22 protein-coding genes are annotated in these 24,810 nt (G+C 65.2%); 6 read left to right on the top strand and 16 right to left on the bottom strand.

Translation table 11 applies throughout. The features are described from left to right. The first annotated feature begins 5 nt into the window (after positions 1 to 5). Positions 6 to 3,713 carry a cobaltochelatase subunit CobN gene (cobN, locus tag CB0101_RS02790; RefSeq protein ID WP_010308504.1) on the top strand — a complete coding sequence of 1,236 codons (3,708 nt, stop codon included), beginning with the start codon at positions 6 to 8 and terminating at the stop codon, positions 3,711 to 3,713. Positions 3,714 to 3,730: 17 nt separating this feature from the next. Here cobN and CB0101_RS02785 read toward each other — a convergent pair whose 3' ends face one another. From CB0101_RS02785 to CB0101_RS02750, 8 genes are read right to left on the bottom strand one after another with little or no spacing between them, the layout of a single operon-like run. After that, positions 3,731 to 4,246, bottom strand: a complete 516-nt coding sequence (locus tag CB0101_RS02785; RefSeq protein WP_010308509.1) for a hypothetical protein — start codon at positions 4,244 to 4,246, stop codon at positions 3,731 to 3,733. Positions 4,247 to 4,272: 26 nt separating this feature from the next. After that, positions 4,273 to 4,923, bottom strand: a complete 651-nt coding sequence (locus CB0101_RS02780) for a PHP domain-containing protein (protein WP_010308510.1) — start codon at positions 4,921 to 4,923, stop codon at positions 4,273 to 4,275. A gap of 4 nt (positions 4,924 to 4,927) precedes the next feature. Continuing rightward, positions 4,928 to 5,521: a protoporphyrinogen oxidase HemJ gene (hemJ, locus tag CB0101_RS02775; RefSeq protein ID WP_010308513.1), complete on the bottom strand. Its 594-nt coding sequence runs from the start codon at positions 5,519 to 5,521 to the stop codon at positions 4,928 to 4,930. Next, a complete protein-coding gene (locus CB0101_RS02770; protein ID WP_010308516.1) occupies positions 5,518 to 5,751 on the bottom strand; it encodes a DUF2811 domain-containing protein in 234 nt (77 codons plus the stop codon). The genes hemJ and CB0101_RS02770 overlap by 4 nt, the downstream gene beginning before the upstream one ends. 48 nt (positions 5,752 to 5,799) lie before the next feature. Beyond that, positions 5,800 to 7,350 carry a cryptochrome/photolyase family protein gene (locus tag CB0101_RS02765; protein ID WP_010308518.1) on the bottom strand — a complete coding sequence of 517 codons (1,551 nt, stop codon included), beginning with the start codon at positions 7,348 to 7,350 and terminating at the stop codon, positions 5,800 to 5,802. Beyond that, entirely contained in the window at positions 7,347 to 7,610 is a 264-nt protein-coding gene (locus tag CB0101_RS02760) for a hypothetical protein (RefSeq protein WP_050778774.1), read from the bottom strand. Before CB0101_RS02760 ends, CB0101_RS02765 begins: the two co-directional genes overlap by 4 nt. Positions 7,611 to 7,654: 44 nt before the next feature. Then, positions 7,655 to 9,655 (bottom strand): excinuclease ABC subunit UvrC, encoded by a 2,001-nt coding sequence (gene uvrC, locus CB0101_RS02755; protein ID WP_010308524.1) that lies wholly within the window; start codon positions 9,653 to 9,655, stop codon positions 7,655 to 7,657. Positions 9,656 to 9,665: 10 nt separating this feature from the next. Further along, positions 9,666 to 10,148, bottom strand: coding sequence for a flavin reductase family protein (locus CB0101_RS02750; protein ID WP_010308527.1), 483 nt, complete (start codon positions 10,146 to 10,148; stop codon positions 9,666 to 9,668). A 108-nt stretch (positions 10,149 to 10,256) separates the two neighbouring features. Here CB0101_RS02750 and coaD point away from each other — a divergent pair, with 108 nt between their 5' ends. Both coaD and CB0101_RS02740 read left to right on the top strand, forming a co-directional pair. Continuing rightward, positions 10,257 to 10,742, top strand: a complete 486-nt coding sequence (gene coaD / locus CB0101_RS02745; RefSeq protein ID WP_010308531.1) for a pantetheine-phosphate adenylyltransferase — start codon at positions 10,257 to 10,259, stop codon at positions 10,740 to 10,742. Between the two features lie 9 nt (positions 10,743 to 10,751). Continuing rightward, complete coding sequence (locus CB0101_RS02740; protein ID WP_010308534.1) at positions 10,752 to 11,690, top strand: hypothetical protein; 939 nt, start codon at positions 10,752 to 10,754, stop codon at positions 11,688 to 11,690. On the opposite strand, the gene CB0101_RS02735 is transcribed toward CB0101_RS02740, so the two are convergent. The 5 genes from CB0101_RS02735 to dapF are packed head-to-tail and all read right to left on the bottom strand — an operon-like array spanning position 11,687 to position 16,596. After that, positions 11,687 to 12,982 carry a D-alanyl-D-alanine carboxypeptidase gene (locus tag CB0101_RS02735; protein ID WP_010308538.1) on the bottom strand — a complete coding sequence of 432 codons (1,296 nt, stop codon included), beginning with the start codon at positions 12,980 to 12,982 and terminating at the stop codon, positions 11,687 to 11,689. The genes CB0101_RS02740 and CB0101_RS02735 overlap by 4 nt on opposite strands. A 1-nt stretch (position 12,983) precedes the next feature. Next, complete coding sequence (locus tag CB0101_RS02730; RefSeq protein WP_010308541.1) at positions 12,984 to 13,496, bottom strand: DUF4330 domain-containing protein; 513 nt, start codon at positions 13,494 to 13,496, stop codon at positions 12,984 to 12,986. Between the two features lie 51 nt (positions 13,497 to 13,547). After that, entirely contained in the window at positions 13,548 to 14,183 is a 636-nt protein-coding gene (locus tag CB0101_RS02725) for a DUF1995 family protein (protein ID WP_010308545.1), read from the bottom strand. 24 nt (positions 14,184 to 14,207) lie between these two features. After that, positions 14,208 to 15,404 (bottom strand): cysteine desulfurase family protein, encoded by a 1,197-nt coding sequence (locus tag CB0101_RS02720; protein WP_010308550.1) that lies wholly within the window; start codon positions 15,402 to 15,404, stop codon positions 14,208 to 14,210. Positions 15,405 to 15,408: 4 nt separating this feature from the next. Beyond that, the gene (gene dapF, locus CB0101_RS02715; protein ID WP_010308554.1) at positions 15,409 to 16,596 is read right to left on the bottom strand and encodes a diaminopimelate epimerase; all 1,188 of its coding nucleotides are present in this window, start codon (positions 16,594 to 16,596) and stop codon (positions 15,409 to 15,411) included. 56 nt (positions 16,597 to 16,652) lie between these two features. Between dapF and CB0101_RS02710 the strand changes: the two genes are divergently transcribed. Together CB0101_RS02710 and leuS are read left to right on the top strand one after the other, a co-directional pair. After that, positions 16,653 to 16,880, top strand: a complete 228-nt coding sequence (locus tag CB0101_RS02710; protein ID WP_043717565.1) for a hypothetical protein — start codon at positions 16,653 to 16,655, stop codon at positions 16,878 to 16,880. A 25-nt stretch (positions 16,881 to 16,905) separates the two neighbouring features. Next, a complete protein-coding gene (leuS, locus tag CB0101_RS02705; protein WP_050778776.1) occupies positions 16,906 to 19,599 on the top strand; it encodes a leucine--tRNA ligase in 2,694 nt (897 codons plus the stop codon). A gap of 12 nt (positions 19,600 to 19,611) precedes the next feature. Here leuS and CB0101_RS02700 read toward each other — a convergent pair whose 3' ends face one another. Then, positions 19,612 to 21,216, bottom strand: a complete 1,605-nt coding sequence (locus CB0101_RS02700) for a glucose-6-phosphate isomerase (RefSeq protein WP_136643942.1) — start codon at positions 21,214 to 21,216, stop codon at positions 19,612 to 19,614. Between the two features lie 254 nt (positions 21,217 to 21,470). On the opposite strand from CB0101_RS02700, the gene CB0101_RS02695 reads away from it, so the two are divergent. Then, complete coding sequence (locus CB0101_RS02695; RefSeq protein ID WP_010308593.1) at positions 21,471 to 22,208, top strand: hypothetical protein; 738 nt, start codon at positions 21,471 to 21,473, stop codon at positions 22,206 to 22,208. Between the two features lie 12 nt (positions 22,209 to 22,220). On the opposite strand, the gene CB0101_RS02690 is transcribed toward CB0101_RS02695, so the two are convergent. Together CB0101_RS02690 and CB0101_RS02685 are read right to left on the bottom strand one after the other, a co-directional pair. Continuing rightward, a complete protein-coding gene (locus tag CB0101_RS02690) occupies positions 22,221 to 23,063 on the bottom strand; it encodes an N-acetylmuramoyl-L-alanine amidase (protein WP_043717575.1) in 843 nt (280 codons plus the stop codon). Next, positions 23,064 to 24,803 (bottom strand): M61 family metallopeptidase, encoded by a 1,740-nt coding sequence (locus CB0101_RS02685; protein WP_010308601.1) that lies wholly within the window; start codon positions 24,801 to 24,803, stop codon positions 23,064 to 23,066. Positions 24,804 to 24,810: the final 7 nt, after the last annotated feature.

Here is a 24,810-nt window from a genome sequence, read left to right as displayed (position 1 = left end):
GGTCCATGCATCGCCTCGCCGCCGTTCCGGGCAGCAGCAGCCCCTCCGACGGGGTGCTGTTCATCGAACAACCAGCCGCAACGGCGGTGCTGCTCACCAGCGCCGACACCGATCTCACCGCCTTAGCAGCGCAACTCGATCGCTGCCCTGACGTGATCGGAGCTGGCCGCAGCCTGCGCGCCCTGAACCTGGCGGCCCTGCAACATCCGGCCGTGCTGGATCACTACATCCGCACCAGCCTCCAGAGCACCGACTTGGTGGTGGTGCGCCTGCTGGGAGGCCGCGGGCACTGGAGCTACGGCCTTGAGCAATTGCGGCAATGGGCTGAGGAGCAACCGGCTCGCCAATTGATGGTGCTCTCGGGCACGGCCGAGGAGGAGGCCACCCTCGTGGAGCTGAGCAGCGTTTCCACGCCGTTGGCCCTGGCCTGCAGCCGTTGCCTCCGGGAAGGCGGCCCAGCCAACTGGCTGGCGGTGCTCACCAGCTGGAAGGCTCTGCTCGATGGGGCTCAGATCACGCCACCAGTGCCCGAAGCACTGGCAGATCCTGAGGTCTACGACTGGCGCGACGACCCAGGCCCACGGGTTGGCGTGGTGCTCTACCGGGCCCTGCTTCAGGCCGGTGACCTGGCCCTCGCCGATGCACTGCTCTCAGCCCTGCGCACGGCCGGGCTGGCTCCTCGGGCCCTGTGGCTCAGCAGCCTTCGCGATGGGGCAGTGCAGCAGGGGGTGGCCGATCTTCTGGGCCGCGAGCGCGTGGATGCAGTGCTGTGCACCACGTCATTCGCTTCGGTGCAGATGAGTGAAGCGGGGCTGGGGGCTCCGCTCTGGGATCAGCTGGCGGTGCCGGTGCTGCAGCTTCTCTGCAGCACCCAGAACGAATCCAGCTGGCGTGAGAGCAGCGTGGGGCTGGCCCCTCTGGATCTCACCCTTCAGATCGCCCTTCCGGAACTCGACGGCCGCATCACCACCCGGGTGGGAGCGTTCAAGGAGGTTGCAACGGCTGATGCGCGCTTGGCCACAGCGCTGCCTCGCTATCAACCACAGCCAGAACGCCTGGCCTGGGTGGCAGAGCTGGTGGGGCGTTGGTGTCAGTTGCGCCATACCTCTGCAGCGGAGCGGCGGTTGGCCCTGGTGCTGGCGAACTACCCCACCCGCAACAGCCGGCTCGCGAATGGCGTGGGGCTCGATACGCCAGCCAGTACCGCAGCCATGCTCCATTGGTTGGCTGAGGCGGGTTACAGCCTTGGGGATCAACCGTTGCCTGGCGATGGCGACGCGCTGATCCAGCTTCTTCTGGCCGGCCGCAGCAACGATCCGGAGAGCCTGCACCGGCCAGCCAGCGCTCACCTTTCCTTGGCCAGCTACGAGGCCTGGTATGGCCAGCTGCCCGCCGAAGGCCGTGAGCGGCTTGAGCAACGCTGGGGTCCCCCTGCCGATGATCCGCAGCTGGAACCAGCTGGCTTTCCCATCCAGGCGTTGCGTTTTGGCCACGTCACGCTGCTGATCCAACCCGAACGTGGCTACGACCGCGATCCGAGCCTCAGCTACCACTGCCCGGATCTGCCACCACCGCACCACTACCTGGCCCAATACCTCTGGCTGCGCCAGGAGGCCGGCGTGCAGCTGATCTGCCATGTGGGCAAACACGGCAATCTCGAATGGCTGCCCGGCAAGGGTCTGGGGCTCTCGAGCAGCTGTTATCCCGAGTGGGCGCTGGGGCCCATGCCCCACATCTATCCCTTCATCGTGAATGATCCCGGTGAGGGATCACAGGCCAAACGCCGGGCCCAGGCTGTGATCCTGGACCACCTCACACCGCCACTGGGCCGCGCCGGCCTCCACGGCGATTTGCGGGAGCTGGAGGCATTGATCGATGAGTACTGGGAGGCGGTGCAACTCGGTAGCGCCCGCAGTGATCAGTTGCGGGCCACCGTGCTGGAGCGCTTGGCGGAGCTGCAGTTGCCCGATCTCCTCGGTGCGGCTGCCAACGGCGATCCCCTGGATGCGGCCGATGGTTACCTGTGCGAGCTCAAAGAAGCGCAAGTGCGCACCGGCCTGCACCGCTTTGGCAGCCTGCCTGCGGAGCCCGCCCTGGCGGAGCTGCTCGCCTGTCTCGCTCGCCCTCCGCAACAGCAGGGGCTCGGCCTCACCCAAGCGCTGGCCCGCGATCTGCAGCTGGAGCTCGACCCTTGGTCGGATCCGGAAGAGCAGGCACTCAGCGCTGCCGACCAGCAGCGCCTGGTTGAATTCGGACTCCCCCAGCCGCGGTTGGTGGGCGATGCCGTGGCCTGGCTGGAAGCCATCGCTGCCGACCACTGCACGGCGTTGCTCAGTGGAGGCGAGGGGACTCCCAAATCGGCGCAACACACCAGTGCCGTGTTGCAACGCCTGGCATCAGGTCTGGTGCCTGATCTCTTGCAGTGCGGAACAGCCGAGCGGCAGGCCTTCTTGACTGCCATTGCCGGAGGCCGAATCGCAGCGGGGCCTTCGGGGGCTCCCACCCGCGGCCGGCCCGACCTCTTGCCCACCGGCCGGAACTTCTACAGCGTGGATTTGCGGGCCCTGCCGACGGAGGCTGCCTGGGATCTCGGCCGCCGCAGCGCAGAGCTGCTGCTCGATCAACACCTGATGCAGGAGGGTGAGCCGCTCCTGCAGCTCGCTCTGTCGGTGTGGGGCACCAGCACCATGCGCAATGGCGGTGAAGATATTGCCCAGGCGTTGGCGCTGCTTGGGGTGCGCCCGGTCTGGGATGGTCCGAGCCGCCGGCTGGTGGATCTCGAGCTGATTCCACTGCGGGAGCTGGGCCGTCCGCGGGTGGATGTGACCCTGCGCATTTCCGGCCTGTTCCGGGATGCCTTTCCGCAACTAGTGGCCTGGGTGAACCGGGCCACGGCATTGGTCGCTGCTGCTGAGGAGCCCGAGGCAGACAATCCGCTGGCGGCGGCAGCACGCCGTGATGGCCATGCCTGGCGCGTCTACGGCTCGGCGCCTGGGGCCTATGGCGCTGGATTGCAAGGGTTGATCGACAGCGGCGAGTGGGAGGAGCGGAGTGACCTGGCGGCCGCTTATCTCAACTGGAGCAGTTGGCGCTACGAAGGCCTGGGGGGCAGCGAAGGTAACGGTGGCCGGCTTGCGATCCAGGCGGATCGGCAGGGCTTCGAACAGCGCCTCAAGGGTGTGCAGGTGGTGCTGCACAACCAGGACAACCGCGAGCACGACCTGTTCGATTCCGATGACTACTACCAGTTCCAGGGGGGTCTGGCTGCTGCCGTGGAGGCGGTGTCGGGACGCGCACCGCAATTGTGGTTTGGCGACCACTCCCGCCAGCAGCGGCCACGGGTGCATCGGCTTGAACGGGAATTCGACAAGGTGCTGCGCTCACGGGTGCTCAACCCGCGCTGGATTGAAGGGATGCAGCAGCACGGCTACAAGGGCGGCTTCGAGATGGCTGCCAGCCTCGATTACCTGTTTGCCTACGACGCCAGCACCGACCGTGTGCCCGACTGGAGCTACGGCGCGATCAGTGACCAGTGGCTCAACGACGATGGCGTGCTCGCCTTCCTCAAACGCGATAACCCCTGGGCGCTTCGGGATATGGCGGAGCGGCTGCTGGAGGCCCACCACCGTGGCCTGTGGGAGGGCGCACAAAAAAACCAGCTGGAGCGGCTGCGCCAGCTGGTGCTTGAGGCCGAAACGTTGGTGGAGGGCTGAGCCTCCACCGTTGTGGATCAGAGATCCTTCACCCAGCCCTTGAAGGCGCCGATGTCGCCCGGCTTGCTGTCTTGCTGCTGCGTGGCGATTTGAGGCTGCGCTTCTGCGGGGGCCTGCAGCTTGGGGTTGGCCTGGCCAGGGGTGTTCACACCAACGGCCGAGCCCTTCATGCGCTGGTCGAGCTCGGCGCGGCTCATTTGCTCGGCGAAGGTCTTCTTCACCGGCTTGGGAATGCCACCGGTGAGATTGATCTCCTCCTGCTTCTCTTCCACACCGCCAAGGCCTGGGGTGGCCATTTCGCGGCGCATCTCCATCGAGGCCACTTCCTCCACGAGCTCCTTGTCTCCGGGGCTGCTGGCTGTGCCCGGGAAGGTGTGGCGAATGGTGTTGGAGCGGCGCATGAAGTTCACGTCGCCCATGCTGCTGGAGGCGTCGGCATCGAGGAAGAAGGCTTCCTCTTTCTTGGCGGGCTTGGCCTCGCCGCTGACGCTCACCGACTTGTTGCCACCGAGCAGACGATCAAACAGGCCCATCGGCAGGGATGAATGCTGCGGGAACCCTAGCGGCCACTGAGCTCCAGGCCATGGGTATCGGTCCCGCAACTTCGCAGAAGTGCGTGTTTGTCGAGCAGCCGTGCAATCGCCTCGCACACATGCGGCGTGGGCTGCCATTGCGGCTGCATGGCGTAGTCGTAGTAGGCCTCAGCGCCATCAAAGCCAAGGGCTGCCGCAGCTGGAATCAAGCGCTGAAAGCTGAGGCGATAACGCCCGGGGTGGGCCAACAGGGCCAGCCCACCCGCGTCATGGATGCGCCGCACCACCGTGGACGCCTGCAGCGCCTCCCCAACGGGAGCCTGGCCTTGGCGGTAGGGCTCCAGGGCCGGATCGCCAGGCGTAAAGCCAAGAGCCAACACATGCACGAGACAGCTCTCCAGCAGGCAGCTGATCTCGACCCCCGACCACAACGTCGGCACGGCCTCGCCTTGATCTGCCTGCTGCTGCAACCAGCTCTGCAGAGGTGCAAAGGCTGCCGTGCTGTGGTGGTCCGTCACGGCCAAATGCTCGAGGCCGATCGCCAGAGCCTGTTGGCCCAGCTGTTCCGGGCGCAGGCTGCCGTCACTGTGGATCGTGTGGCAGTGGAAATTGAGGCGGCCTGGGCAGCTGTTGGCATCCACCTGCTCGAGCACCGGTTGCAGCGGGTGGAGGGCCATGGGCTCAGACAGCGCTGGCGGCTTCCCGCTCAGCGCGCAAGCGGCGCCAGCGGGCATAGAACTGAATCGAGGCGGCCATGAACACCACCAAGGCCACGATGAACCAGGTGGCCGCTCCGGTGGGGAACTGGTTTTTGAAGACCACCAACATCACCACAATCACCAGCAGCAGCGTGGGCAGCTCGTTCAAGGCGCGCAGCTGTTTCGGGCTCCAGGTGCAGGCACCCTTCTGCAGCTGCCCCATCAGGCGGTAGCAAAAAACGTGATACGCCAAGAGCGCTGCCACAAAGGCCAGCTTGGCGTGCATCCAACCCTGCTGCAGCCAGGCGGGATTGCTCACCAGCAGACCCACCGCCATGGTCACGGCCACCACCATGCCGGGGGTCGTGATGATGTTGGCCAGCCGCTTCTCCATCAGGCCGTACTGGGCCTGGAAGGGCTCCCGCAGCGCCGGTTCCAGCTCCTCGGCTTCGCGGTGATAGATGAACAGGCGCACCAAATAAAAGAGACCGGCGAACCAAACCACCACCCCGACGATGTGGAGGGTTTTGAACCAGAGGTAGGCCTCAGGCGGAAGGGCGGCCAGGGGTGCGATCACAAACCGGTGCCAAACAGGCCATCAAGGTAGAGCTCGCGCACTTCTGGCCGGGCACCACCCTGTTGCACCAAAAACTGGGCCAGCGCGGTCTGCAGTAGACGGGCTGGATCAAGGCCCGGCCGCTGGGCGACATAGCCCTCAACGGCCTGCGCTAGGTCCACCGGCAGCTCCACATCCAGGGCATGCAGCTCCACCTGACTTGCACTAGTGGTGGTGGAGCGCTCGGTCATGGACCCATATCTGGTGGGAGCCCAGGATCCGCTGCAGGGCCGCCCCTGTCAAGCAGCTGTTGTAACCATTGCGCTGCGGTGCTGTTCAGCCGCGGCTCGAATCAGCTCCAGCTCTGCATCCGGCAACTTCTCCAGTTGCTTCATCACCAGCGCCATGCGTGGATTCCGGCGCAACTCCTCCCGATTGCGATCCAGGAAGTCCCAGTAGAGACTGTTGAACGGACAGGCCTTCGCACCATGCCGCTGCTTCACGTCGTAACGGCAGCCCTGGCAGTACGTGCTCATCCGCTTGATGTAGTTGCCACTGGCGGCATAGGGCTTGCTGGCCAGACGGCCGCCATCGGCAAACAGCCCCATGCCAATCACGTTGGTCTGCATCACCCAGTCATGGCCATCGATGAACATGCGATGGAACCAGGCGGTGAGGGCCTGGGGATCCAGACCTGCGATCAGGCCGTAATTGGCCAGCACCATTAACCGCTGAATGTGGTGGGCATAACCCGATCGCCGCAGCTCAGTGAAAACGGTGTCGAGGCAGCGCAAGCCACTTCCGCCCAGCTGGTCAAACCAGACCGGCAACGGCACAGCCGCGTGGAAGTGATTCAGCCTGGGGTAGTCGCTGCCGAACCAGTGGTAGAGGCCATGGGTGTATTCGCGCCACCCGAGGATTTGCCGGATCACACCTTCCAGTCCAGCCAGGGGCACCTGCTGCTCCAGCCCCGCCTGCTCCAAACGGCGAATCACCTCAAGCGGATGCAGCAGGCCGAGGTTGAGGTACGGGGAGAGCAGCGCATGCCAGAGGGTGGGCTCACCGCTCACCATGGCGTCTTGGTACGGCCCAAAACCCGCCAGACGTGTGGCAATGAAGTGCTCGAGCACGGCCAGAGCCTGCTGGCGCGTCACCGCCCAACCGAACGGCTCTAGATCCCCAGGGAGTGGGGCAAGGCCGGCCTCTCGACGCTGCTGATCGAGCTGCTCCACCTTGTCGATCACCGCCTGGGTGATCCCATCGGGTTCAAACCACAGGGGCGCCGGGCCCTGCAGACCCTTCGGCGGGGCCTTGCGGTTATCGGCATCAAAATTCCATTGCCCGCCCAGGGGTTGAGCCGCTTTGCCCTCCCCCTCCATCAGCACGCCGAAGCGGCGGCGGCCCTCCCGATAGAAAAACTCCAGGCGTAGCTGTTTGTAGCCCTCAGCCCAGGCGGCAAAGGCTTCACGGCTCCAGAGAAAGGCATTGCTCTCGATCCACTGCACGGGAATCGGAAGATCCAGTGCATCAATCGCCTGGCGGAAGCCCCGGTCAGCGGGCTCCATCACCTGGAGCAGCGTGATCCCGTGCTCAGCAACCCAAGCAGCGACGGCTGTGCTGAAACGATCCGTTTCGAGGAGATCCACTTGCCAGCCGAGCTCGCGGAGCTCCGCGGCGAAGTGGCGCATGGCACTCCACACCAATACCAATTTCTGGCGGTGATAAGCGCGCCGTTCCAACACCGAGGTGCTCTCCACCAGGAGCACGCGGGCGGTGCTGGGGTCACAACCAGCCAGCGCTGCCTGGGCGCTGTTGAGTTGATCACCCAGCACCCAGATCCCAACACTCATGCCGGTGCTTCTCCCGCCAGGCGGCATGCCTTGCGGGCCACGGCGGCGGCGTAGCCACGCTCCACCAGACCAGCGGCAGGGCTGAGACCGCCGGTGCGGCAATCCACGGTGAGCCGTTCGCGATGCCCCTGCTGATCGCTCACGCGCATGCGCAGCTGGAAATGATGCTTGGCGCTGCGGGTGATCTCATCACCGCAGATCGGGCCCACGCACAACCCCGGCGCGGCAACGGCGAGCGCGGGCCAGCTCCCCAGAGCCATCAGCAGCAGCAAGACCACTGCACACACGCGGGAGCGGATTCCCTTCAACCAGCCAGCTCCAACGGTTGTTCATTCTCCTGCTCAGCTGGAGCCGGTAGGTCCTGGGGATGGAAGTAATCCCAAACCACGCGGGCCAAACCGGGGCCCATCCCAGGGGCGGCAGCCAGGCTCTCCACACTGGCCAGCTGGATGGCATCGATGGAGCGGAAGTGGGCCAGGAGCTCCTTGATTCGCTTCGGGCCCAGGCCGGGAATATCCGAGAGACGGGAGCGCTTCATTCGTTCACCCCGTTGCTGGCGGTGGAAGCTCACCGCAAAGCGGTGGGCTTCATCCCGTAGGCGGCACAAGAGCTGCACGCCGAGTTGGTCCGGCTCGCTCTCCAGCGGTTGTTTGGCGCCCGGAACAAACACCTCCTCGCGCTGCTTGGCGAGGGAACACACCACCAGCTCTTCATCGAGGTTCAGCTCCCGCAACGCTTCCATCACGGCCGAGAGCTGGCCCTTGCCGCCGTCGATCATCACCACATCGGGCCAATCGTTGAGCCCGCCGGTGTGCAGCGCCGTCCCTGCAGCACGGCGCAGCTCACGGAGATCTGCACCCTCTGCTTTGGCCTGGGCCCAGCGGCGAAAACGGCGCCGCATGATTTCAGCCATGGCCATGAAGTCGTCGGAGTGGCCCGCGCGGATCGAGCTGCTCTGGATCTTGTATTTGCGGTAGTGCTGTTTGGCCGGCAGGCCATCGATGAACACCACCTGAGAGGCCACCGCATCGCTCCCCTGGATGTGGCTGATGTCGTAGCCCTCGATCCGCCGCGGTGGAGTCGGCAGCTCCAGCAATTGGGCCAAATCCTCTGTTGCCAGCAGGTTCTGCTCGCTGGCGCGGCGGGCCCGCTCCAGTTCATAGGCGGCGTTGCGGGTGACCAGTTCGATCAGGTCAGCCTTCTGGGAGCGCTGCGGCACGGCGAGGCGCACCTTGCGACCGCGCAATTCGGTCAGCCACTCCTCGATCAGCTCCTGTTGCGGTAAGGGCACCTGAAGCAACAGCTCCGGCGGAATCTCCACCGGCTCCACCTGGCTGTAATGCTCCTCAATCACGGTCTGCAGGATCCGCCCCAACGCCTCAGGTCGCTCCTCCTCGGTGGGCAGACCGATGGCATCAGCGGTGAAGCCCAGACGACCCACGAGCTTGCCCGCACGCATCTGGAACAGCTGCACGGCGGCCACCCGTTCATCCGCCGCCAGGGCAAGCACATCCCGGCTCACCGAGCTGTCGCCCAGGCTCATCTTTTGATCGGCCGTGAGGGTGTCGATCCCCTGCAGCTGATCGCGCACCCGCGCGGCACTTTCGAAATCAAGCCGCTCGGCATAGCGCTCCATCTGCTCCTGCAGCAGCTGCAGCAACTCCTCATTGCGCCCTTGGAACACCATCGCCACCTGGCGCAGGGTGCGGTGGTAGTCCTCCGAGCTGATTTTTTCCTGGCAGACCCCTGGGCAGCGCCCGATGTCGTAATTGAGGCAGGTGCGGTCTTTATGCAATGGCTGCGGTCGCTGCCGCAGCGGGAACACCCGTTTCACCAGGCCGAGGGTGCGGCGCAACAGGCCCACATCCACATAGGGGCCGTAGAACCGATCCAATGGGGAACGAAAGCGCCGCCGCCGCGTGATGAAGATGCGGGGATAGGCCTCGCTCCAGGTGATGCAGAGATAGGGATATTTCTTGTCGTCCTTCAGCAGCACGTTGAAGTGCGGTTGATGGTTCTTGATCAGATTCGCCTCGAGGGCGAGCGCTTCCGCCTCGCTGTCGGTGACGATGAACTCGATCTCGCAGACCTGCCGCACCATCAAGGCAATGCGCGGCGAGTGGCCGTGACCACTACCGCTCTGGAAGTAGCTGCGCACGCGATTGCGCAGCACCTTCGCTTTGCCGATGTAGAGGATGCGGTCCTCTGCGTCGCGCATCAGATAGCAACCCGGCTCGGCGGGCACCTCCTTCAGGCGCGCCTTCAGCCGAGGCGGGTCTTGAAGGAGTGGCTGGATCGTGCTCAAGCGGCGCGACTCAGCCGCCGTACTGCCAGCCGGTGCTGCTCAGCTCGAGGGCTGCCTCATCGCGATGCAGCACAGCACTTTTCACCTCACCTACAAACACGGTGTGATCGCCGTGGGCCACTTGCCCCACCAGCTCGCACTCCACGGCACCGAGGGCGTCATTCAGCACCGGCAGGCCCAGCTCGCCCAATTGATAGGGGGCGGCATCAAAACGACCACCCACGCCCTTCTGGGGCTTGAAGAACACCGCCGCCAGATCCTTCTGGTCGGCCGCCAGCACGTTCAGTGAGAAGCGGCCGGTGCGCTGGATCATGCCGTTGCTGGTGCTGTCGGCGCGCACAGCCATCACCACCAAGGGAGGCTCAAAGGAGCCCTGCGTCACCCAGCTGGCGGTGAAACCGTTCACCTCATCGCCTTCAGCCACACCGCAGATGAACACCCCATGGGGGATCTTGCGCAGCAGGGTTTTCTTGGCGTCGGCGTTGAGGGCCATGGGCGACGAGCTCGGAGAACTGGATCCTGGTCGAACTCTAGAAACCCTTGCAGGACGCGGGCTGGCCGGATGACCGCCCGAGCGGATGCCGCTCCATAGGATCGGGCCATGCAGGCCCTCTATCCCGGCAGTTTCGATCCCCTCACCCTGGGGCACCTCGACGTCATCGAGCGGGGCTCTCACCTGTTCAGCTCGCTCACCGTGGCGGTGTTGCGCAACCCCAGCAAAAACCCCTGCTTCAGCGTGGAGCAGCGCTTGGAGCAGATCCGCCAGGCCACGCAACACCTCAGCACTGTTCAGGTGGCGGCCTTCGATGGGCTAACCGTTGACTTTGCTCAGACCTGCGGGGCCGGGGTGATCCTGCGGGGGTTACGCGCGCTCAGCGATTTCGAATACGAACTGCAGATCGCCCACACCAACAAGAGCCTGGCGCCTCAGTTGGAAACACTGTTTCTCGCCACGGCCACCACCCACAGCTTTCTCAGCAGCTCCGTGGTGAAAGAAGTCGCACGCTTCGGCGGCAGTGTCGGTCACATGGTGCCCATAGGAGTGGCCAACGACCTAGCGAGGCTTTTTAATCAGTCATCCCCTTGATCGCATCTGATGGCTGAGGCACAGCTCACTTCCGTGCTCGACCAGCTCGATCAACTGGAGGACATCGTTCTCGACGGCACCCGGGTGCCGTTCAGCGGTGGGCGCTTGGTGAATGAACAGGACGCCATCGAGTTGATAGATGCGCTGCGCGAAGCCCTGCCGCCGCAGCTGGCCCAGGCCGAGGAGCTTGTGGCCAAGAAGGATGAATTCATCGGGCAAGCCCGTCAGCAGGCTGAGGAACTGCTGCAGCAGGCCAAGGCACAGCGCGAACAACTGATCAACAGCCAGGCGATTCGTCAGGAAGCTGAGCGCCAGGGCGCTGAGCTCCGCGAGCAGGGTCGTCAGCAGGGGGAACAGCTGCTCACCCAAGCCCGCCAACAACTGGCGAAGGCCGAGCAGGAGCACCAGGCCCGCATGGCCCAAATGGAGCAACAGTTCAGCCAGCGCCGTCAGCAATTGGAGCAGGAAGCGCTGCAGCGGCGCCAGCAACTGGATCAGGAGGCGCTCGAGCTGAAGCGCCAACTGGCTGAGCAACACGAGCAATCGCGCCAGCAAAGCCTCACGGAGCTGGAAAAAATCCGCCAGGAGGCGATGCGGCTGCAGCAGAGCAGCCAGGCCGAGGCCGAACGCGTGCAGAACGATGCCCTGCAGTTCCGCCAACAAACCCAACAGCAGTGCGAAGCCCTGATCAGCCGCAGCCGCCAGGAGGCCGCCACGATTCAGGAGGGCGCCAACCGCTACGCCGAACAGGTCCTGACGGAGTTGGAAGGCCGCCTCAAGGACATGGGGCAGGTCGTGGTGGCCGGCCGCCGCGAATTGGTGCGACTGCAGGCCGTCGATCCCACCACCTTGGTGCAGCAGGCCCGCTCGAATGAGGAGCAGGCCGTGCCGATCAGCCGCGCCCGCCGCGCCGCCGAACGCATCAAGCGCGCAGCAGGCCAGCGCTAAAGCGCTTGGGGCGTTGGTGCTTGCGGCGGGCAGAGTCCCGCCAGCCGGCTCTGGCGCAGGATCTCACCGATGGTGCTGTTGGGTGAGCCGGCACCATTCGACACCATGCTCACGTACCGCACACCATCGGGTGTCTCCAGCACGCCGCTGATCGATCTCACACCCGTGATCGTGCCGGTCTTGCCGCGGAAGCGACCGTCGAGTTCACTGCCGCGCCAGAGGCTGCGCAGGGTGCCCCGCTGGCCTGCGATCGCCATGGAGGCCCAATAGTTGTTGGCGTAGGGGTGCTGCGCCATGCGCAACAACAGCGCCGCCAGCAAGCGGCTGGTGACGCGATTGCCGCGATCCAGCCCACTGCCATCGACCACCGTCACACCAGCCATCGGCAGACCCTGAGCCGACAGCCACTGCATGGCCTGCTGGCGTGCCTGCGGCAGATCCCAGCTGCCGGTGCCCTGGCGCAGCAGCACTTCGGAGGTGAAGTTATGGCTATCGGTATTGGCAAGGCTGAGGAGCCCGTGCATGCCCACCGAGCGTTCCTCGTGCAGCAGCGTGGCCGTATCGGTGTTGGCACTGGTGACCGGCACCAGCCGGATCGCCGCGCTACCACCCTGGCGTTTGATTTCCTGCCCCAACAGCTTCTGCATGCGGCTGGGCGGATTCGCTACCGCCATGTCGAGCGCATTGCTGGTGAGGGCTAGCCGGGTGATCGGCGCGCCGTAGGCCTCGGCTCGGTCGGCCCACTCCCAGCCCTGGGGCCACCAACGTTGCTTCGGTTCTTCCACCAATTGGATGGTGAGTGGAGCACTGGTTTGACCACTGCTGCCCCCGGAGCCCATCGCCAACTTGGCGAAGCGTTGCAACTGAGCGAGATCCAGATCGGGATCGCCTTCTCCGGTGATCTGGAACGTGCCATCGGGCTGACGCCAGAGCCGGGTGGTGAGCCGGTAGTCGGGCCCGAGGCGATCGAGGGCGATGGCAGTGCTGATCAGCTTCTGATTGGACGCTGGGATGCGCGGTCGTGTGCCATTCACATCCGCCAGAAGACGGCCCTGGGCATCCGCCACCGTGACGCTCCACACCGAAGCTTCCCCACCCACCACCGAAGCGATGCGTTGCTGCAGGGCCGGGCAGCTCACCTGCCGTTGCAGCTGCGGCAGACCGACAGGCGGTGGCGCGGCCGGAAGACTGCTGGCGGCCACCGTGGGCACATCCGCCGGCAGCTCAAGCGCGACAACGGGAAGGCTGAGGCCGAGGGGGAGCAGCGCCGTCAGCAGCAGTCGTGCGCTCATCTCAGGAGCCCACCTGCAGGCCGGTCACCGAGCCGGTGACCCGGAAATCACGACCCTCCAATTCAACGGGGGCGCCGATTTTCAGATTCTGGTTGCCGAACACCACCCCATCGGCGCCTTTACGGCCCTCACCCTTGAGCACAAAGCGAGCATCCAGGCTCGGGAACTGATCCTGATTGGGATCGGGTGCGCTCACGACCTTGCCATCCGGCATCACGGCGGCCAGGCGGCGCTGCAGCGGGATCACCTGTTCCACCGGCACGCTGCCGTGGGGTTGGTTTCGAATCACGATCGCCACCTTGCCGGCACTGCGGGCCCCCTCGATCAGGGCTGCCGGGTTAGCGACGGGAACGCCACGCACATCCACCATCACCGTTACGGGCACCAAGCCACCGGTGGCCCTGGCTACGGCGCCGCTGAGTTTGGGGCTCCAGATCACACCTGCCGCAGCCATCAACACAGCCGCAGCTGCTCCCGCATCCACCAGGGAGAAACGACGGGTGGATTCAGCCATGGCGCAACAGCAGACACCGAACTGTAAGGAGCGTGTCCGGTGGGCACAAGCTCAGCGGGCAGCCTCTTCCAGTGCCTCCAATTGCTGCTCGCGGTCGGGCCGCTGCTCAAAGCTGCAAACGCTCCGGTAACCATCGGGATCGCGGCGATAGAACTGCCAGTCGGCCGGATAGGCCCGCCGCAGTGCACCCTCGGAGGTGGGCAAGAGGCCATAGGCCGCCTGCCATTCCGAGAGGAAGCCTTTACGGCGCTCACGGGCGACGGTGCCGATGCCCACTGCGGCATCCTCGAGGCGGCCGTTGATCATCACCAGCGATCCGCGGTGCTGAGCGCAGAGCGATTCCACCTCCTCGTAATCGGCAGGGGTCGGAGCCGCCAGCAGCACCAGGCCCTCGCTGCCGCCATCGGCCTGTTGGAGGCGAAGCAGATCTCCTAGCCCCAGCAACTGCTGGGCCTGATCAAGGGCGTCACGCTTGGCCAGCGCCGTGGCTCCGGCATCAGGGAAGAGCAAGCGCGCCTCCGGATGTTGCGGGGTGAGGGCGGCCAGCAACCGCAGGGCCACCGGCAGGATACGCAACCCTTCAAAGCGAAACTCCACGGTCCACAGTCCCCGGCTCTGGCTGGCCAGGGCCGCCTGAACGGCCGCCAAGGCCTCCTCTTCGGCTTGGCGCAGGTCAGCGGGAAGCATGGGAGTGGATCGGGTCGGCCGACCCTAAAGCGTGGCTCGAGCGCGATCGAGGGCAGCTGGGAGCAGCTCGAGCAGCTCAGGCTCATGCCACGGCCCCAGGCTGATCCGCAGACCGGCGGCTGCCGGCTCCGGTGCATGACCCATGGCCAGGAGCACTGAGCTGGCGGCGGAGCCGCTGCTGCTGCAGGCCGAGCCGCTGCTGCAGGCCCAACCTTCTCGCCAGAGGGCTTGCACCAATTGCCGACCGTTCAGCCACGATCCAAATCGGCTGCGCACCAGCAGGCTGAGGTGATGGGGTAGGCGGCCTGGATGGTCAGAAGCCAAGGGGTCCGGGCCGCTGCGCTCTACCCCGGGCAGCTGGAGCAGGGCCTCGAACAAGCGATTGCGAAGCCGGCCGCTGGGATCCACCCCGCCATGGTCGGTGAGCCGATCACAGGCCAGCTTGAGCGCGGTTTCGAAACCGGCGATCAACGCCACAGGCTCCGTGCCAGCCCGTAGGCCCCCTTCCTGCCCACCGCCGGCCAGGCAGGGTTGCAGATCGAGTCCCGCACGCACCAGAAGGGCACCAATCCCTCGGGGGCCCTGGAGTTTGTGGGCGGCCAGGCTGAGCAGATCCACCGGTAGATCGGCCATGGCCACGGGCTGGTGTCCGACCACCTGCACCGCATCCACATGCAGGAACACCCCGGCCGCACGGCAGAGCGCTCCGATCTGTCGCAGGGGCTGAATTGTGCCCACCTCGCTCTGACCCCAGATCAGCGACACCAGCCGCGTGGGAGGGGCAAGCAAGCGTTCCAGCGCTTGGAGATCCACTACTCCAACGCCATCCACAGGCACTTCGGCCACCTGCCATCCCCGTTGCTTGAGAGCCGCCGCCGCTGCACGCGTCGCGGGGTGCTCCACGGCGGAGATCACGAGTCGGGGTTGGTGCCCAGCTGGGGTTTGGGTCTCCAGTGCCGGAGCGCAGCCCAACAGGGCCAGATGGATGGATTCGGTGCCGCCGGATGTAAACACCACGCGCTCATCGCGGCAGCCGAGCAACGCGGCCACCCCGTGGCGGGAACGCTCCATCTGCTCCGCCGCTGCCAGACCGAAGCCATGCAGGCTGGAGGGGTTCGCCCAGGCCTGAGCCTGCACCGAGGCCATCCGCTCAGCCACCTCAGGCGCCAGCGGAGTGGTGGCGCAACAATCGAGGTAGTGGCTGAGGGGCTGGGGCTCCATCGCCTCAGCCGCTCAGGCCGCTGTCGCGCTCAAAGCGGGCGCGGGTGCGGGATTCGAGCGTGTTGGTGGCGAGGGTCACCAGGTCGTCGAGGGAACGGCCACTGAGCAGCGCTTCCACCCGGGCGCGGGCCTCGGCGCTGGGGCAGTTGTCCGGGCGAATGCAGCCATTGGTGCAAACCGTGGCGCAGTCGATCTCAGGGGGGGCTTGCTGAGGCTGGCTGGCAACGGGGGCAGTGATGGCCTCTTCAAGGTTGGGTGCCTGACGTGTTGCTTGGCTGCGAGCTTCAGCAACGGCGCGGGGATCGGGGATCACGGCGTCAAAGACATGCTCGGCTGGGCCATCCATGAACACCTTGCCGCTGCTGGCGTCCCAGTGGATCTGCAGCGGACCACCGGGTAGATCCAGGCGCGCGCGGCGGTCACACAGACCGAGGCTGTGGCAAGACACCAAGGTGGCGCAGGCACCGGTGCCGCAGGCCAGGGTGGGGCCTGCACCCCGCTCCCACACCCGCATCACCAAATGATCCGGGCTCAAAACCTGCACGAAGTGCACGTTGGTTTTGGCGGGGAAAGCTGGATGCACCTCCAGCAGGGCCCCGAAGCGCTCCAGATCGATTTCCTCCACCAGCGGCACCGGAATCACCACATGGGGATTGCCCATGCCGGCGGCCGCCACAGCAAACACTTCGCCATCGACATCCAGCTCGCCCTGGGGCAGACCCGCCGCTCCTACCGGGAGAGTGGTGGGCACCTGATCGGAGTGGAGGAAGGGAGCGCCCATATCCACGCGGATGGTGCCGTCGGGAAGGAGCTCCGGAACGATCCGGCCCGCCAGAGTGTCGATCTGCCAGGTGCGGCCGGCACCGTCGCCATCGCGGTCCGCCAGGAAGCGCGCCAGGCAGCGGATGCCGTTGCCGCACATCTCCGGTTCGGTGCCATCGGCGTTGAAGATGCGCATCCGCAACTCGCCGCCGTTGTTGGCCGGAAGCGCCAGGATCACGCCGTCGCCACCCACGCCGAAGCGGCGGTCACACAGTTCGATCACCAGCTCGGGCGTCAACCCGAACACGAAGTCGGGATCGCTGGCGCTGCGGCCATCGAGCATCAGGAAGTCGTTACCCAGCCCCTGGTATTTGCTGAAGCTCAGTTCAGCCTGCAGCGAACTGAACGGGGTCTTGCTGGGGGACGACACGCGCGGCAGCCTGCCTGGGCAGGCATGAGGTTGAGGCAAATCCTATGGGGAGCAGCATGGAGAACCGGGCTGCGCTGTTCGACACCTCCCAGCCTGGGATCCGTCAGCTGCAGAGCTGGATTCGCAGCCGCACCAACCTGGCTGTTCAGCTTCTCGATGGCACAACTCTCACGGGCGTGCCCCGCTGGGTGGATGCCGATTACCTCGCCCTCGAGCCCAGCAGCGGGGGTGAGCTAGTGCTGGTGAATCGCGTCGCCATTGCCCTGTTGCGAGCTCTCATGTAAGGGCCCCTTGAAGGGCTGTGGGAGCATCGGCCTCACGCCCCCACTCGTCCCCAGCCCGTCCGTGAGCGAGAGCAGCCGCTACCAACCCCAGTCGATCGAAACCGGCTGGCAGCAGGCCTGGCGAGAGAACGGTCTGCATGACACGCCGGAGCTCGCAGCCGGCGACGAAGCGTTTTACGCGCTCTCGATGTTCCCCTATCCCTCGGGGAACCTGCACATGGGCCATGTGCGCAACTACGTGATCACCGATGTGGTGGCACGAGTGCAACGGCTGCGCGGCAAAAAAGTGCTCCATCCCATGGGCTGGGATGCCTTCGGCCTACCCGCTGAAAACGCCGCCATCGAACGGGGTGTGGATCCCGGCGGCTGGACCGACCAGAACATCGCCTCGATGCGCGAGCAGCTCAACCAACTCGGGCTCTCGATCGATTGGGATCGCGAGGTGGCCACCTGCCACGCCGATTACTACCGCTGGACCCAGTGGCTGTTCCTGCAATTCCTGGAGGCGGGCCTCGCCTATCAAAAGGACGCCACGGTCAACTGGGATCCGATCGATCAGACCGTGCTCGCCAACGAGCAGGTGGACAGCGAGGGCCGCTCCTGGCGCTCCGGTGCCTTGGTGGAAAAGCGCAAGCTGCGCCAGTGGTTCCTGAAGATCACCGACTACGCCCAGCAACTGCTCGACGACCTCAACCAGCTCGAGGGTTGGCCGGAGCGGGTGCGCACGATGCAGGCCAACTGGATCGGCCGCAGCACCGGTGCTGAATTGCAGTTCACGGTGGTGGATGCCGCCGGCAACGACACGGCCGAACGCATCACCGTGTTCACCACCCGGCCCGACACGATCTTCGGGGCGTCGTACGTGGTGCTGGCCCCGGAGCACCCGCTGGTGGCTGAGCTCACCACGGCCGAACAGCAGATTGCGGTGGAAGCGTTCTGCGATCTGGTCTCCCGCCAGAGCGAGCAGGAACGCACCGCCGAAGACAAGCCCAAGCGCGGTGTGCCCATCGGCGCCCAGGTGCGCAACCCTGCCAATGGTGAGCTGATCCCGATCTGGATCGCCGATTACGTCCTCGCCGAGTACGGCACTGGCGCGGTGATGGGTGTGCCCGCCCACGATCAACGCGATTTCCTGTTCGCCCGCCAGTACGAACTGCCGGTGCAGCAAGTCATCGTTCCCGAAGGCAGCGATGAGCACGCCTTTGAAGGCAGCGCCTGGACCGAAGGGGGAGTGCTGATCCACTCCGGCCGCTTCGACGGTCTGCCGAACGGCCAAGCCAAGCAGGCGATCACGGCGGCCGCAGCAGCGGAAGGCTGGGGCCAGGAAAAAGTGCAGTTCCGCCTGCGCGACTGGTTGATCTCACGCCAGCGCTACTGGGGTTGCCCGATTCCGGTGATCCACTGCGACAGCTGCGGTGTGGTGCCCGTGCCCGCTGAGCAACTGCCGGTGGAATTGCCCCGAGATGTGGCCTTCAGCGGCAAAGGCGGTTCACCCCTGGCGCAACTGGAGAGCTGGGTGAACGTGAGTTGCCCCTGCTGCGGCAAGCCCGCCAAGCGGGAGACCGACACCATGGACACGTTCATGTGCTCCAGCTGGTATTTCCTGCGCTACAGCGATGCCAAGAACAGCCAGCTCCCCTTCCGCAAAGACGCCGTCGACAGCTGGCTGCCGGTGGACCAGTACGTGGGCGGCATCGAGCACGCGATCCTGCACCTGCTCTACTCGCGCTTCTTCACCAAAGTGTTGCGCGATCGCGGCCTGCTGAGCTTCGACGAGCCCTTCACCCGCCTGCTCACCCAGGGCATGGTGCAGGGCATCACCTACAAGAACCCGCACACCGGCAAATACATCGCTCCGGCAGATGTCGCCGATCCCACCGATCCGCGCGATCCAGTCAGCGGCGAGGTGCTGGAGACGTTCTTCGAGAAGATGTCGAAGTCGAAGTACAACGGCGTGGATCCAGCCGTGGTGATCGACAAATACGGCGCCGACACGGCCCGCATGTTCATCCTGTTCAAGGCGCCGCCGGAAAAGGACCTCGAGTGGGATGACGCCGACGTTGAAGGCCAGTTCCGCTTCCTGCAACGCCTTTGGCGTCTCGTGGATTCGGCCTGCGAGCGCGGCCTCAGCCTTGCGGCAGGTGCCGGCAATGCAGACGCCGTGGCCCAAGCTCTCGCGGAGGCAAGTGCTTCGGCTGGCCTCAAGCCCGATGAACAGGAGTTGCGCCGCGCCGTGCACACGGCGATCACCGAAATCAGCGACGACCTCGATGGCGATTACCAGTTCAACACCGCCGTGTCGGAGCTGATGAAGCTCAGCAATGCCATGGGCAGCCATCTCGAGGGCAGCGGCGAGGTGTTCGCCTGCGAGGCCCTGCGCAACCTGCTGATCCTGTTGGCGCCCTTCGCGCCCCATCTGGCCGAGGAACTCTGGCTCAAGCTCGGCGGCCGCAACAGCGGCGATGCCCTCGCCGGCAGCAGCATCCACGCGCAACGTTGGCCAGTGGCCGACGCCTCAGCCCTGGTGCGCGACACCGTACCCCTGGTGATTCAGATCAAGGGCAAGGTGCGCGGCAACCTGGAGGTGCCTGCTGATGCCGACAAAGCCACCCTCGAGAAGCTCGCCCTCGAGAGCGAGATCGCGGCGAAATGGCTGGAGGGCAAAGCCCCCAGCCGCGTGATCGTGGTGCCGGGCAAGCTGGTGAACCTGGTGCCTTGAGGCGTCTGAGCCTCAGTCGTGGGTAAACACCAACGACTCAGGCTGACCCCAGTCGCCGCGCGCATCAATGTGGCGGCGATTGGCACAGAGGTGGCGCAGGATCCAATACAGAGGCTCGGGTGAGGGCAGGCCCATCAGCGTTTGCAACTCAGCGAGGGTGTGCTCGCGCTTGTCGGCCATGGCCTGCTCGAGACGCGCCTGGAGATCCAGCAGAGCGGCTGCAGCTTTCTTGCCTGCTTCCACGCCGGGCTGGTGGTAGGCGTTGATGTTCACCAACTCGCCGTAGTAGCCCACGGCACGCTCGAAGAGAGCAATCAAGGCACCGAGGCTGCGGGCATCAAGCTTCTGCATCGTGATGCTGAGGTTGAAGCGCCCCTCCTCCGTGAGGGCTGAACGGGTGCCCTGCAGGAAGCCATCGAGGAAATCACCGGGGTTTTCGCCCTCCAGCGGCGGAATGTCGCCGGGATCCTCGAGCACCTCAATGAACGTCACGAAATAGTTGTCGACGCCATCGCGCAGCTGCTGCACATAGGCGTGCTGGTCCGTTGAGCCCTTATTGCCGTAGACGGCAATGCCTTGGTGCACCACATTCCCCTGACGATCAAGCTTCTTGCCGAGGCTCTCCATCACCAGCTGCTGCAGGTAGCGGCTGAACACCTCCAGCCGGTCGCGGTAGGGAAGCACCACCATGTCGCGCTGACCACGGCCACCACCGGCGTGGAACCAAGCAGCTGCGAGCAGGGCGGCGGGGTTGCTGTCGAGGCTGGTGGCTGCACGGGTCACAGCATCCATCTCGGCCGCTCCTGCCAGGAAGGCTCGGATGTCGGAGCCGATCAACGCTCCGGGCAGCAGGCCAACAGCGCTGGTGATGCTGGTGCGACCGCCCACCCAATCGAACATGTCGAAGCGGGCCAGCCAATCGCCTTGCTCCGCCTCCTGATCCAGGCGGCTGCCGAGCATGGTCACAGCCACGGCCTGGCGAATCCAGGTGCCACCGGCTGCTTCGACAGCACGGCGGGCCTGGAGCATGCCGATGTGGGGCTCAGGCGTTCCGCCGGATTTGCTCACCACGATCACCAGCGTGGTCTTGAGCCGATCCCCCAGGGAAGCCAGGGTGCGGCGCATGCCGTCGGGATCGACGTTGTCGAAGAAGTGGAACGGCAGACCAGCACCGGGATCCTGCAGCGCACGGATCATCAGCAAAGGGCCCAGGCCCGAGCCGCCGATGCCGATCCACAGAACATCGGTAAAGCGATCACCAGCCGCCGGTTGGATGGCGCAGCTCAGCACATCGCGGCCGAAGGCCTCGATGCGATCGATCTCCTCTTGGATGTGCTGGCCGCTGGCGGGATCAGGAGCGAGCTGCGGGTTGCGTAGCCAGTAGTGGCCAACCTGACGTTGCTCATCGGCATTGGCGATGGCGCCACCCTCGAGCGCGTGCATGGCCTGGAAGGCCTCCTTGAAGCGGGGCCTCAGGCTGCTGAGCACGGCTTCATCGAGGCCCATCCGGCTCACGTCCAGCCAGAAACCGAGGCTGGGGTTGTGCCAGAGCTGACTGCAGAACCGCTGCCACTGGCTGTTGGCATCAACGCCGGGAGCGGAAGCGGTGGGTGTCATCTAGCCGGTTGAAGCAGGCGCCCCTGGAACCTATCGGCGAAATCTCCGTGGGAGAACCCTTTTGAGGCGCAAAATCAAGGAAAACCCAAGACTGAAACGCGACTGTGTGGACAAGCACACAACCGAACCACCACCGGCTGGAGACCTGTGGACAGGCTTCGTAAGCTTTGGTTAATACCCACACAGTCCTGGGCCAGCCTCTTCGCTACCGCAGCACCCGCACCGCGCTCTGCGCTGGGGCGCTTGGCTTGGCCATGCTGAGCCTTGGCAGTGTTGTGACCAACGGCTGGCTCCGTAACAGCTCAACCCCGATCCGCGAGCGTTCGAGCCTCGCCGAGCAGCCCGAAGCCGACCCCACCACCTTCACCGCTGAAGAGCTCAAGGAGCTGCAACGTCGTTTTGGCGTGCACGGCCCCCAGCCCAAGCTGGCCCAGCTGTTCACCCGTGGTGTCGACCAGCTCACGCCCCTGCGCAGCCACACCGTGAGCCGCCTGGAGTCGCTCCGGCCTGTGGTGTTGCGCGAGAGCAACCGCACGGGCATCAACCCGATGTTGCTGGCGGCGATCCTGTTCGACGAAATGCAGCACGCCAAGCCAGGGGAAGATCTGCCCTTGGCAGCCCACTCCGGCTTGTTCAGCACCCACGGGCCTGCCCAGCTCGGCCTTAGTGAAATGGTCAAGCAAGGCTTGCTGCGCGAGGACGCCACCCCAGCCGAAGTGGCAGAAGCCCGCAACCAGCTGCTCGATCCCGAACGCAACGTGGAATTGCTCGCCGGCAAGATGGCCCGCTTGCTGTCGGTGCTAGAGCAGCCGGCAGCCTCCACATTCCATGTGAGCCAGCACCGCAGTCGCGCCAAGACCGTGGCCACCCTGGCCTATCTGCACAACGGCAAGCTCGATTACCCGGCGCGAATCCTTCGCTACATGCAGGATCCCGAGCTACACGGGCTGATCTTCGGTGAACGGCGTAAACCCGCCCCCTCCCTCATCTGAGCCTGAAGCGGTTCAGCAGAGGGCTCCAATCGCCGCCAGGCGGCTCTGCAACGCCGACCAATCAAAGCTGCGGGGATCGGCCCGTTCGGCACCCAGATCCACATGGCGGTGGGTGGTGATGTGATCAAACGGGATCCGGTAGCGCCGCATCCAATCCGCCAAAACAACGGCCAGAGCGTCGTATTGACGGCTGGTGTAGCCGCTATGGCTGGCGTCTGCGTCTTCGCCATCCAGTGGAGTTTCCAAGCTCAGGTGCAACGCGAAGTTGTTCACCGATCCCGCCATCGATGGGTTGGTCACATCCCAGCGGCCCTTGAATGCGGAGTAGCCGGCACCAAAAGCTCGTTTGCCAGGGTCGAGCGTTTGCACCACCTGGCCGTCTTCCCCGATCAGCACGTGGTAGCTGACCTGGTCGTGATCGTGCGGGTGGTGGGTCGTGAAGGTGTTGATGGCTGAGCCGATCCCATACACGGTTTCGTGCAACACCACCAGCGATGGCGTGGTGTCTACGGCGTTGCCATAAGCGTCGGTGCCCGTGCGCTCGCCGTAATTGCTCGGATCGATGCTGATTCGGCGCGTGCTGCCGGGCAGATCGCGTTGCAAGGCCAGCAAACGGCTGCGTAAGGCCCGGTCGGGGCTGGCGCACTGGCGGGCCAAGGGGCTCACCCAGGCTGCCTGAGCAGGTGGCGAGGGTGCCTTCACACGCTGCACAGCCTCGGGGATGGACACCACCACAGGCTCCCGCACCCAATGAAGGGCAGCGGCGGCTAGAGCGAGCACGGCTGTGGCTGCTGCCACCGCTGCAGGCCAGCCCATGGGCCGCGGGGGCTTGATACCGGGGAAGGGGCGCACCATTTAGGCCACCGCAGGGTGGTCGCCGCAGGGTTGCTGAAGCAGCCAACGGCGCTGCGCATCCTGTTGTTCTGCGCTGGGCTCGAGCACCTGCTTCAGCACGTAACGCTCCACCCGAGGGGCCAGGGGGCTGAAGCTGAGGCTGCGGATCTGAGAGCGCCTGGAGATCAGCAGAGTTTGGCTCTGACCGCTTTGGAGTGAGCGTGACCAATCCTCCGCATTCCTGAGGCGCTGCTGATCCAGGGCCACCAGCTCATCGCCCACCATCACGCCGGCCTGCTCCGCTGGCCCACCACGCAGCACCCGTGCTGCCGTGAGGCAGCCACCCTCCTGACGTGTTGTCAGCCCGGCCCATGGCGCGCTGGCCATTTCTGCCTCCAGATGCAACCCCACACTCGATAGGTAGCCATCGAGATCCGGATCGTCGAGCTCCTGCAGCCATCTCGGCAGCTGTGTGTTCAGATCCGGGGCCTGACTGGCGAAGGCCGCGATCAGATCCGCTTCGTTGTAGCCGCGCCCCCAGCGACCGTGGCTAAGCCAAAGCTGGCGCAACACCTGCAGCAACGACCCGCCGCAGCGGCGCAGGTGCAGATCAAGGCAAAGGGCGATCACCGCTCCCTTGAGGTAATAGCTGACTTGGGAATCACCGGAATAGGCATCCGCTTTGTAGAGCTTCACCCAGGCTTCCTGGCTGCTCTCCCGCAGGCTTTGCACAAAGCGGCCTGGGGTGAGGCGATAGCGGCTGAGATCTTCACCAAGATCGATGAGCAGCTCGTCGGGCTGGGTGAGACCAGCACTGAGCGGCAGGAACTGATCCAGGTAGCTGGTCACACCCTCGGCAAACCAGAGGCTGGGCACCACAGGAGCGCGGTGGTAGTCGATCGGGGTGAGTTCGGTGGGCCGTAAGCGCCGCACATTCCATTGGTGCAGGTACTCATGGGCCACCAATTGAAGGAAGCGGCGGTAGCCGTTGGGCTTCTCCAGATTGCGCCGTCCATAGACGAGCACGGTGCTGTCGTCATGCTCAAGACCGCCATAACCCTCATCCACCAAGTGGAGGATCACGAGGTAACCGGCTGAGGCAGGCCGGTCCACCCCCATCAGCCGGCAACAGGCTTCGCAAACGCGGCGTAGATCCTCGAGAAGCTCTGGGTGCTGCTGCAGCAGCCAGGCCTCCTCCCCCGGAGCCCCAGCCCAACACACCAGCCGATGGGGCACCCCATGCACCGCAAAGTCGAGCGGGCGGTGGGGCCCCGCTTCCAGCGGGCTATCGAGCAGTTGATCGAAACTGCGCGCCTGCCAACAGCCCTGATCAAGGGGAAGTGGAACAAAGGCCTCCCACCCCTCCGGCACGGTGCACGACAACGCATGCGGGCTCCAGCGCTCTCCCTCCAGCTCGAGCACCACAGCAGCGAGGGCCAGGAAACCGTGTTCGTGATCAAGGTGACACGTGCGCACGGTGAGTTCCGTTGCGAGCACGCGGTAGCGGATGGTGAGCGCTCCTGCCTCGGGATCACAGTCCAGCAACCAGGCGGCTGGCTCCAAGCGCTGCAGGGGTAACCGCTGCCCGCCTTGCTCCACCTGCAACCCCTCGAGCAGGCGCACGTAATCGCGAATCAGATACGAACCCGGGGTCCAGCCGGGCAAGGCAAGACGCATCCGCCGCAGGCGGGGCTGCAGTTGCATCTGCACCGACACCAGATGCTGCTGGGGTTCGCTCAGATCGAGATGGACCTGAACCACGGTGTGT

Source organism: Synechococcus sp. CB0101, assembly GCF_000179235.2.
Classification (GTDB): Bacteria; Cyanobacteriota; Cyanobacteriia; order PCC-6307; family Cyanobiaceae; genus Vulcanococcus.
Note: the sequence above shows the minus strand (reverse complement) of the source record. Positions and strands in the feature narration are given on the sequence as shown.

Excerpts from the sequence above, each read along its gene's own strand:
- cobN (WP_010308504.1), top strand. The coding sequence starts at position 6 with ATGCATCGCCTCGCCGCCGTTCCGGGCAGCAGCAGCCCCTCCGACGGG.
- CB0101_RS02785 (WP_010308509.1), bottom strand. The coding sequence starts at position 4,246 with ATGGGCCTGTTTGATCGTCTGCTCGGTGGCAACAAGTCGGTGAGCGTC.
- CB0101_RS02780 (WP_010308510.1), bottom strand. The coding sequence starts at position 4,923 with ATGGCCCTCCACCCGCTGCAACCGGTGCTCGAGCAGGTGGATGCCAAC.
- CB0101_RS02770 (WP_010308516.1), bottom strand. The coding sequence starts at position 5,751 with ATGACCGAGCGCTCCACCACCACTAGTGCAAGTCAGGTGGAGCTGCAT.
- CB0101_RS02765 (WP_010308518.1), bottom strand. The coding sequence starts at position 7,350 with ATGAGTGTTGGGATCTGGGTGCTGGGTGATCAACTCAACAGCGCCCAG.
- CB0101_RS02760 (WP_050778774.1), bottom strand. The coding sequence starts at position 7,610 with ATGGCTCTGGGGAGCTGGCCCGCGCTCGCCGTTGCCGCGCCGGGGTTG.
- CB0101_RS02750 (WP_010308527.1), bottom strand. The coding sequence starts at position 10,148 with ATGGCCCTCAACGCCGACGCCAAGAAAACCCTGCTGCGCAAGATCCCC.
- coaD (WP_010308531.1), top strand. The coding sequence starts at position 10,257 with ATGCAGGCCCTCTATCCCGGCAGTTTCGATCCCCTCACCCTGGGGCAC.
- CB0101_RS02740 (WP_010308534.1), top strand. The coding sequence starts at position 10,752 with ATGGCTGAGGCACAGCTCACTTCCGTGCTCGACCAGCTCGATCAACTG.
- CB0101_RS02735 (WP_010308538.1), bottom strand. The coding sequence starts at position 12,982 with ATGAGCGCACGACTGCTGCTGACGGCGCTGCTCCCCCTCGGCCTCAGC.
- CB0101_RS02730 (WP_010308541.1), bottom strand. The coding sequence starts at position 13,496 with ATGGCTGAATCCACCCGTCGTTTCTCCCTGGTGGATGCGGGAGCAGCT.
- CB0101_RS02725 (WP_010308545.1), bottom strand. The coding sequence starts at position 14,183 with ATGCTTCCCGCTGACCTGCGCCAAGCCGAAGAGGAGGCCTTGGCGGCC.
- CB0101_RS02720 (WP_010308550.1), bottom strand. The coding sequence starts at position 15,404 with ATGGAGCCCCAGCCCCTCAGCCACTACCTCGATTGTTGCGCCACCACT.
- CB0101_RS02710 (WP_043717565.1), top strand. The coding sequence starts at position 16,653 with ATGGAGAACCGGGCTGCGCTGTTCGACACCTCCCAGCCTGGGATCCGT.
- CB0101_RS02700 (WP_136643942.1), bottom strand. The coding sequence starts at position 21,216 with ATGACACCCACCGCTTCCGCTCCCGGCGTTGATGCCAACAGCCAGTGG.
- CB0101_RS02695 (WP_010308593.1), top strand. The coding sequence starts at position 21,471 with ATGCTGAGCCTTGGCAGTGTTGTGACCAACGGCTGGCTCCGTAACAGC.
- CB0101_RS02690 (WP_043717575.1), bottom strand. The coding sequence starts at position 23,063 with ATGGTGCGCCCCTTCCCCGGTATCAAGCCCCCGCGGCCCATGGGCTGG.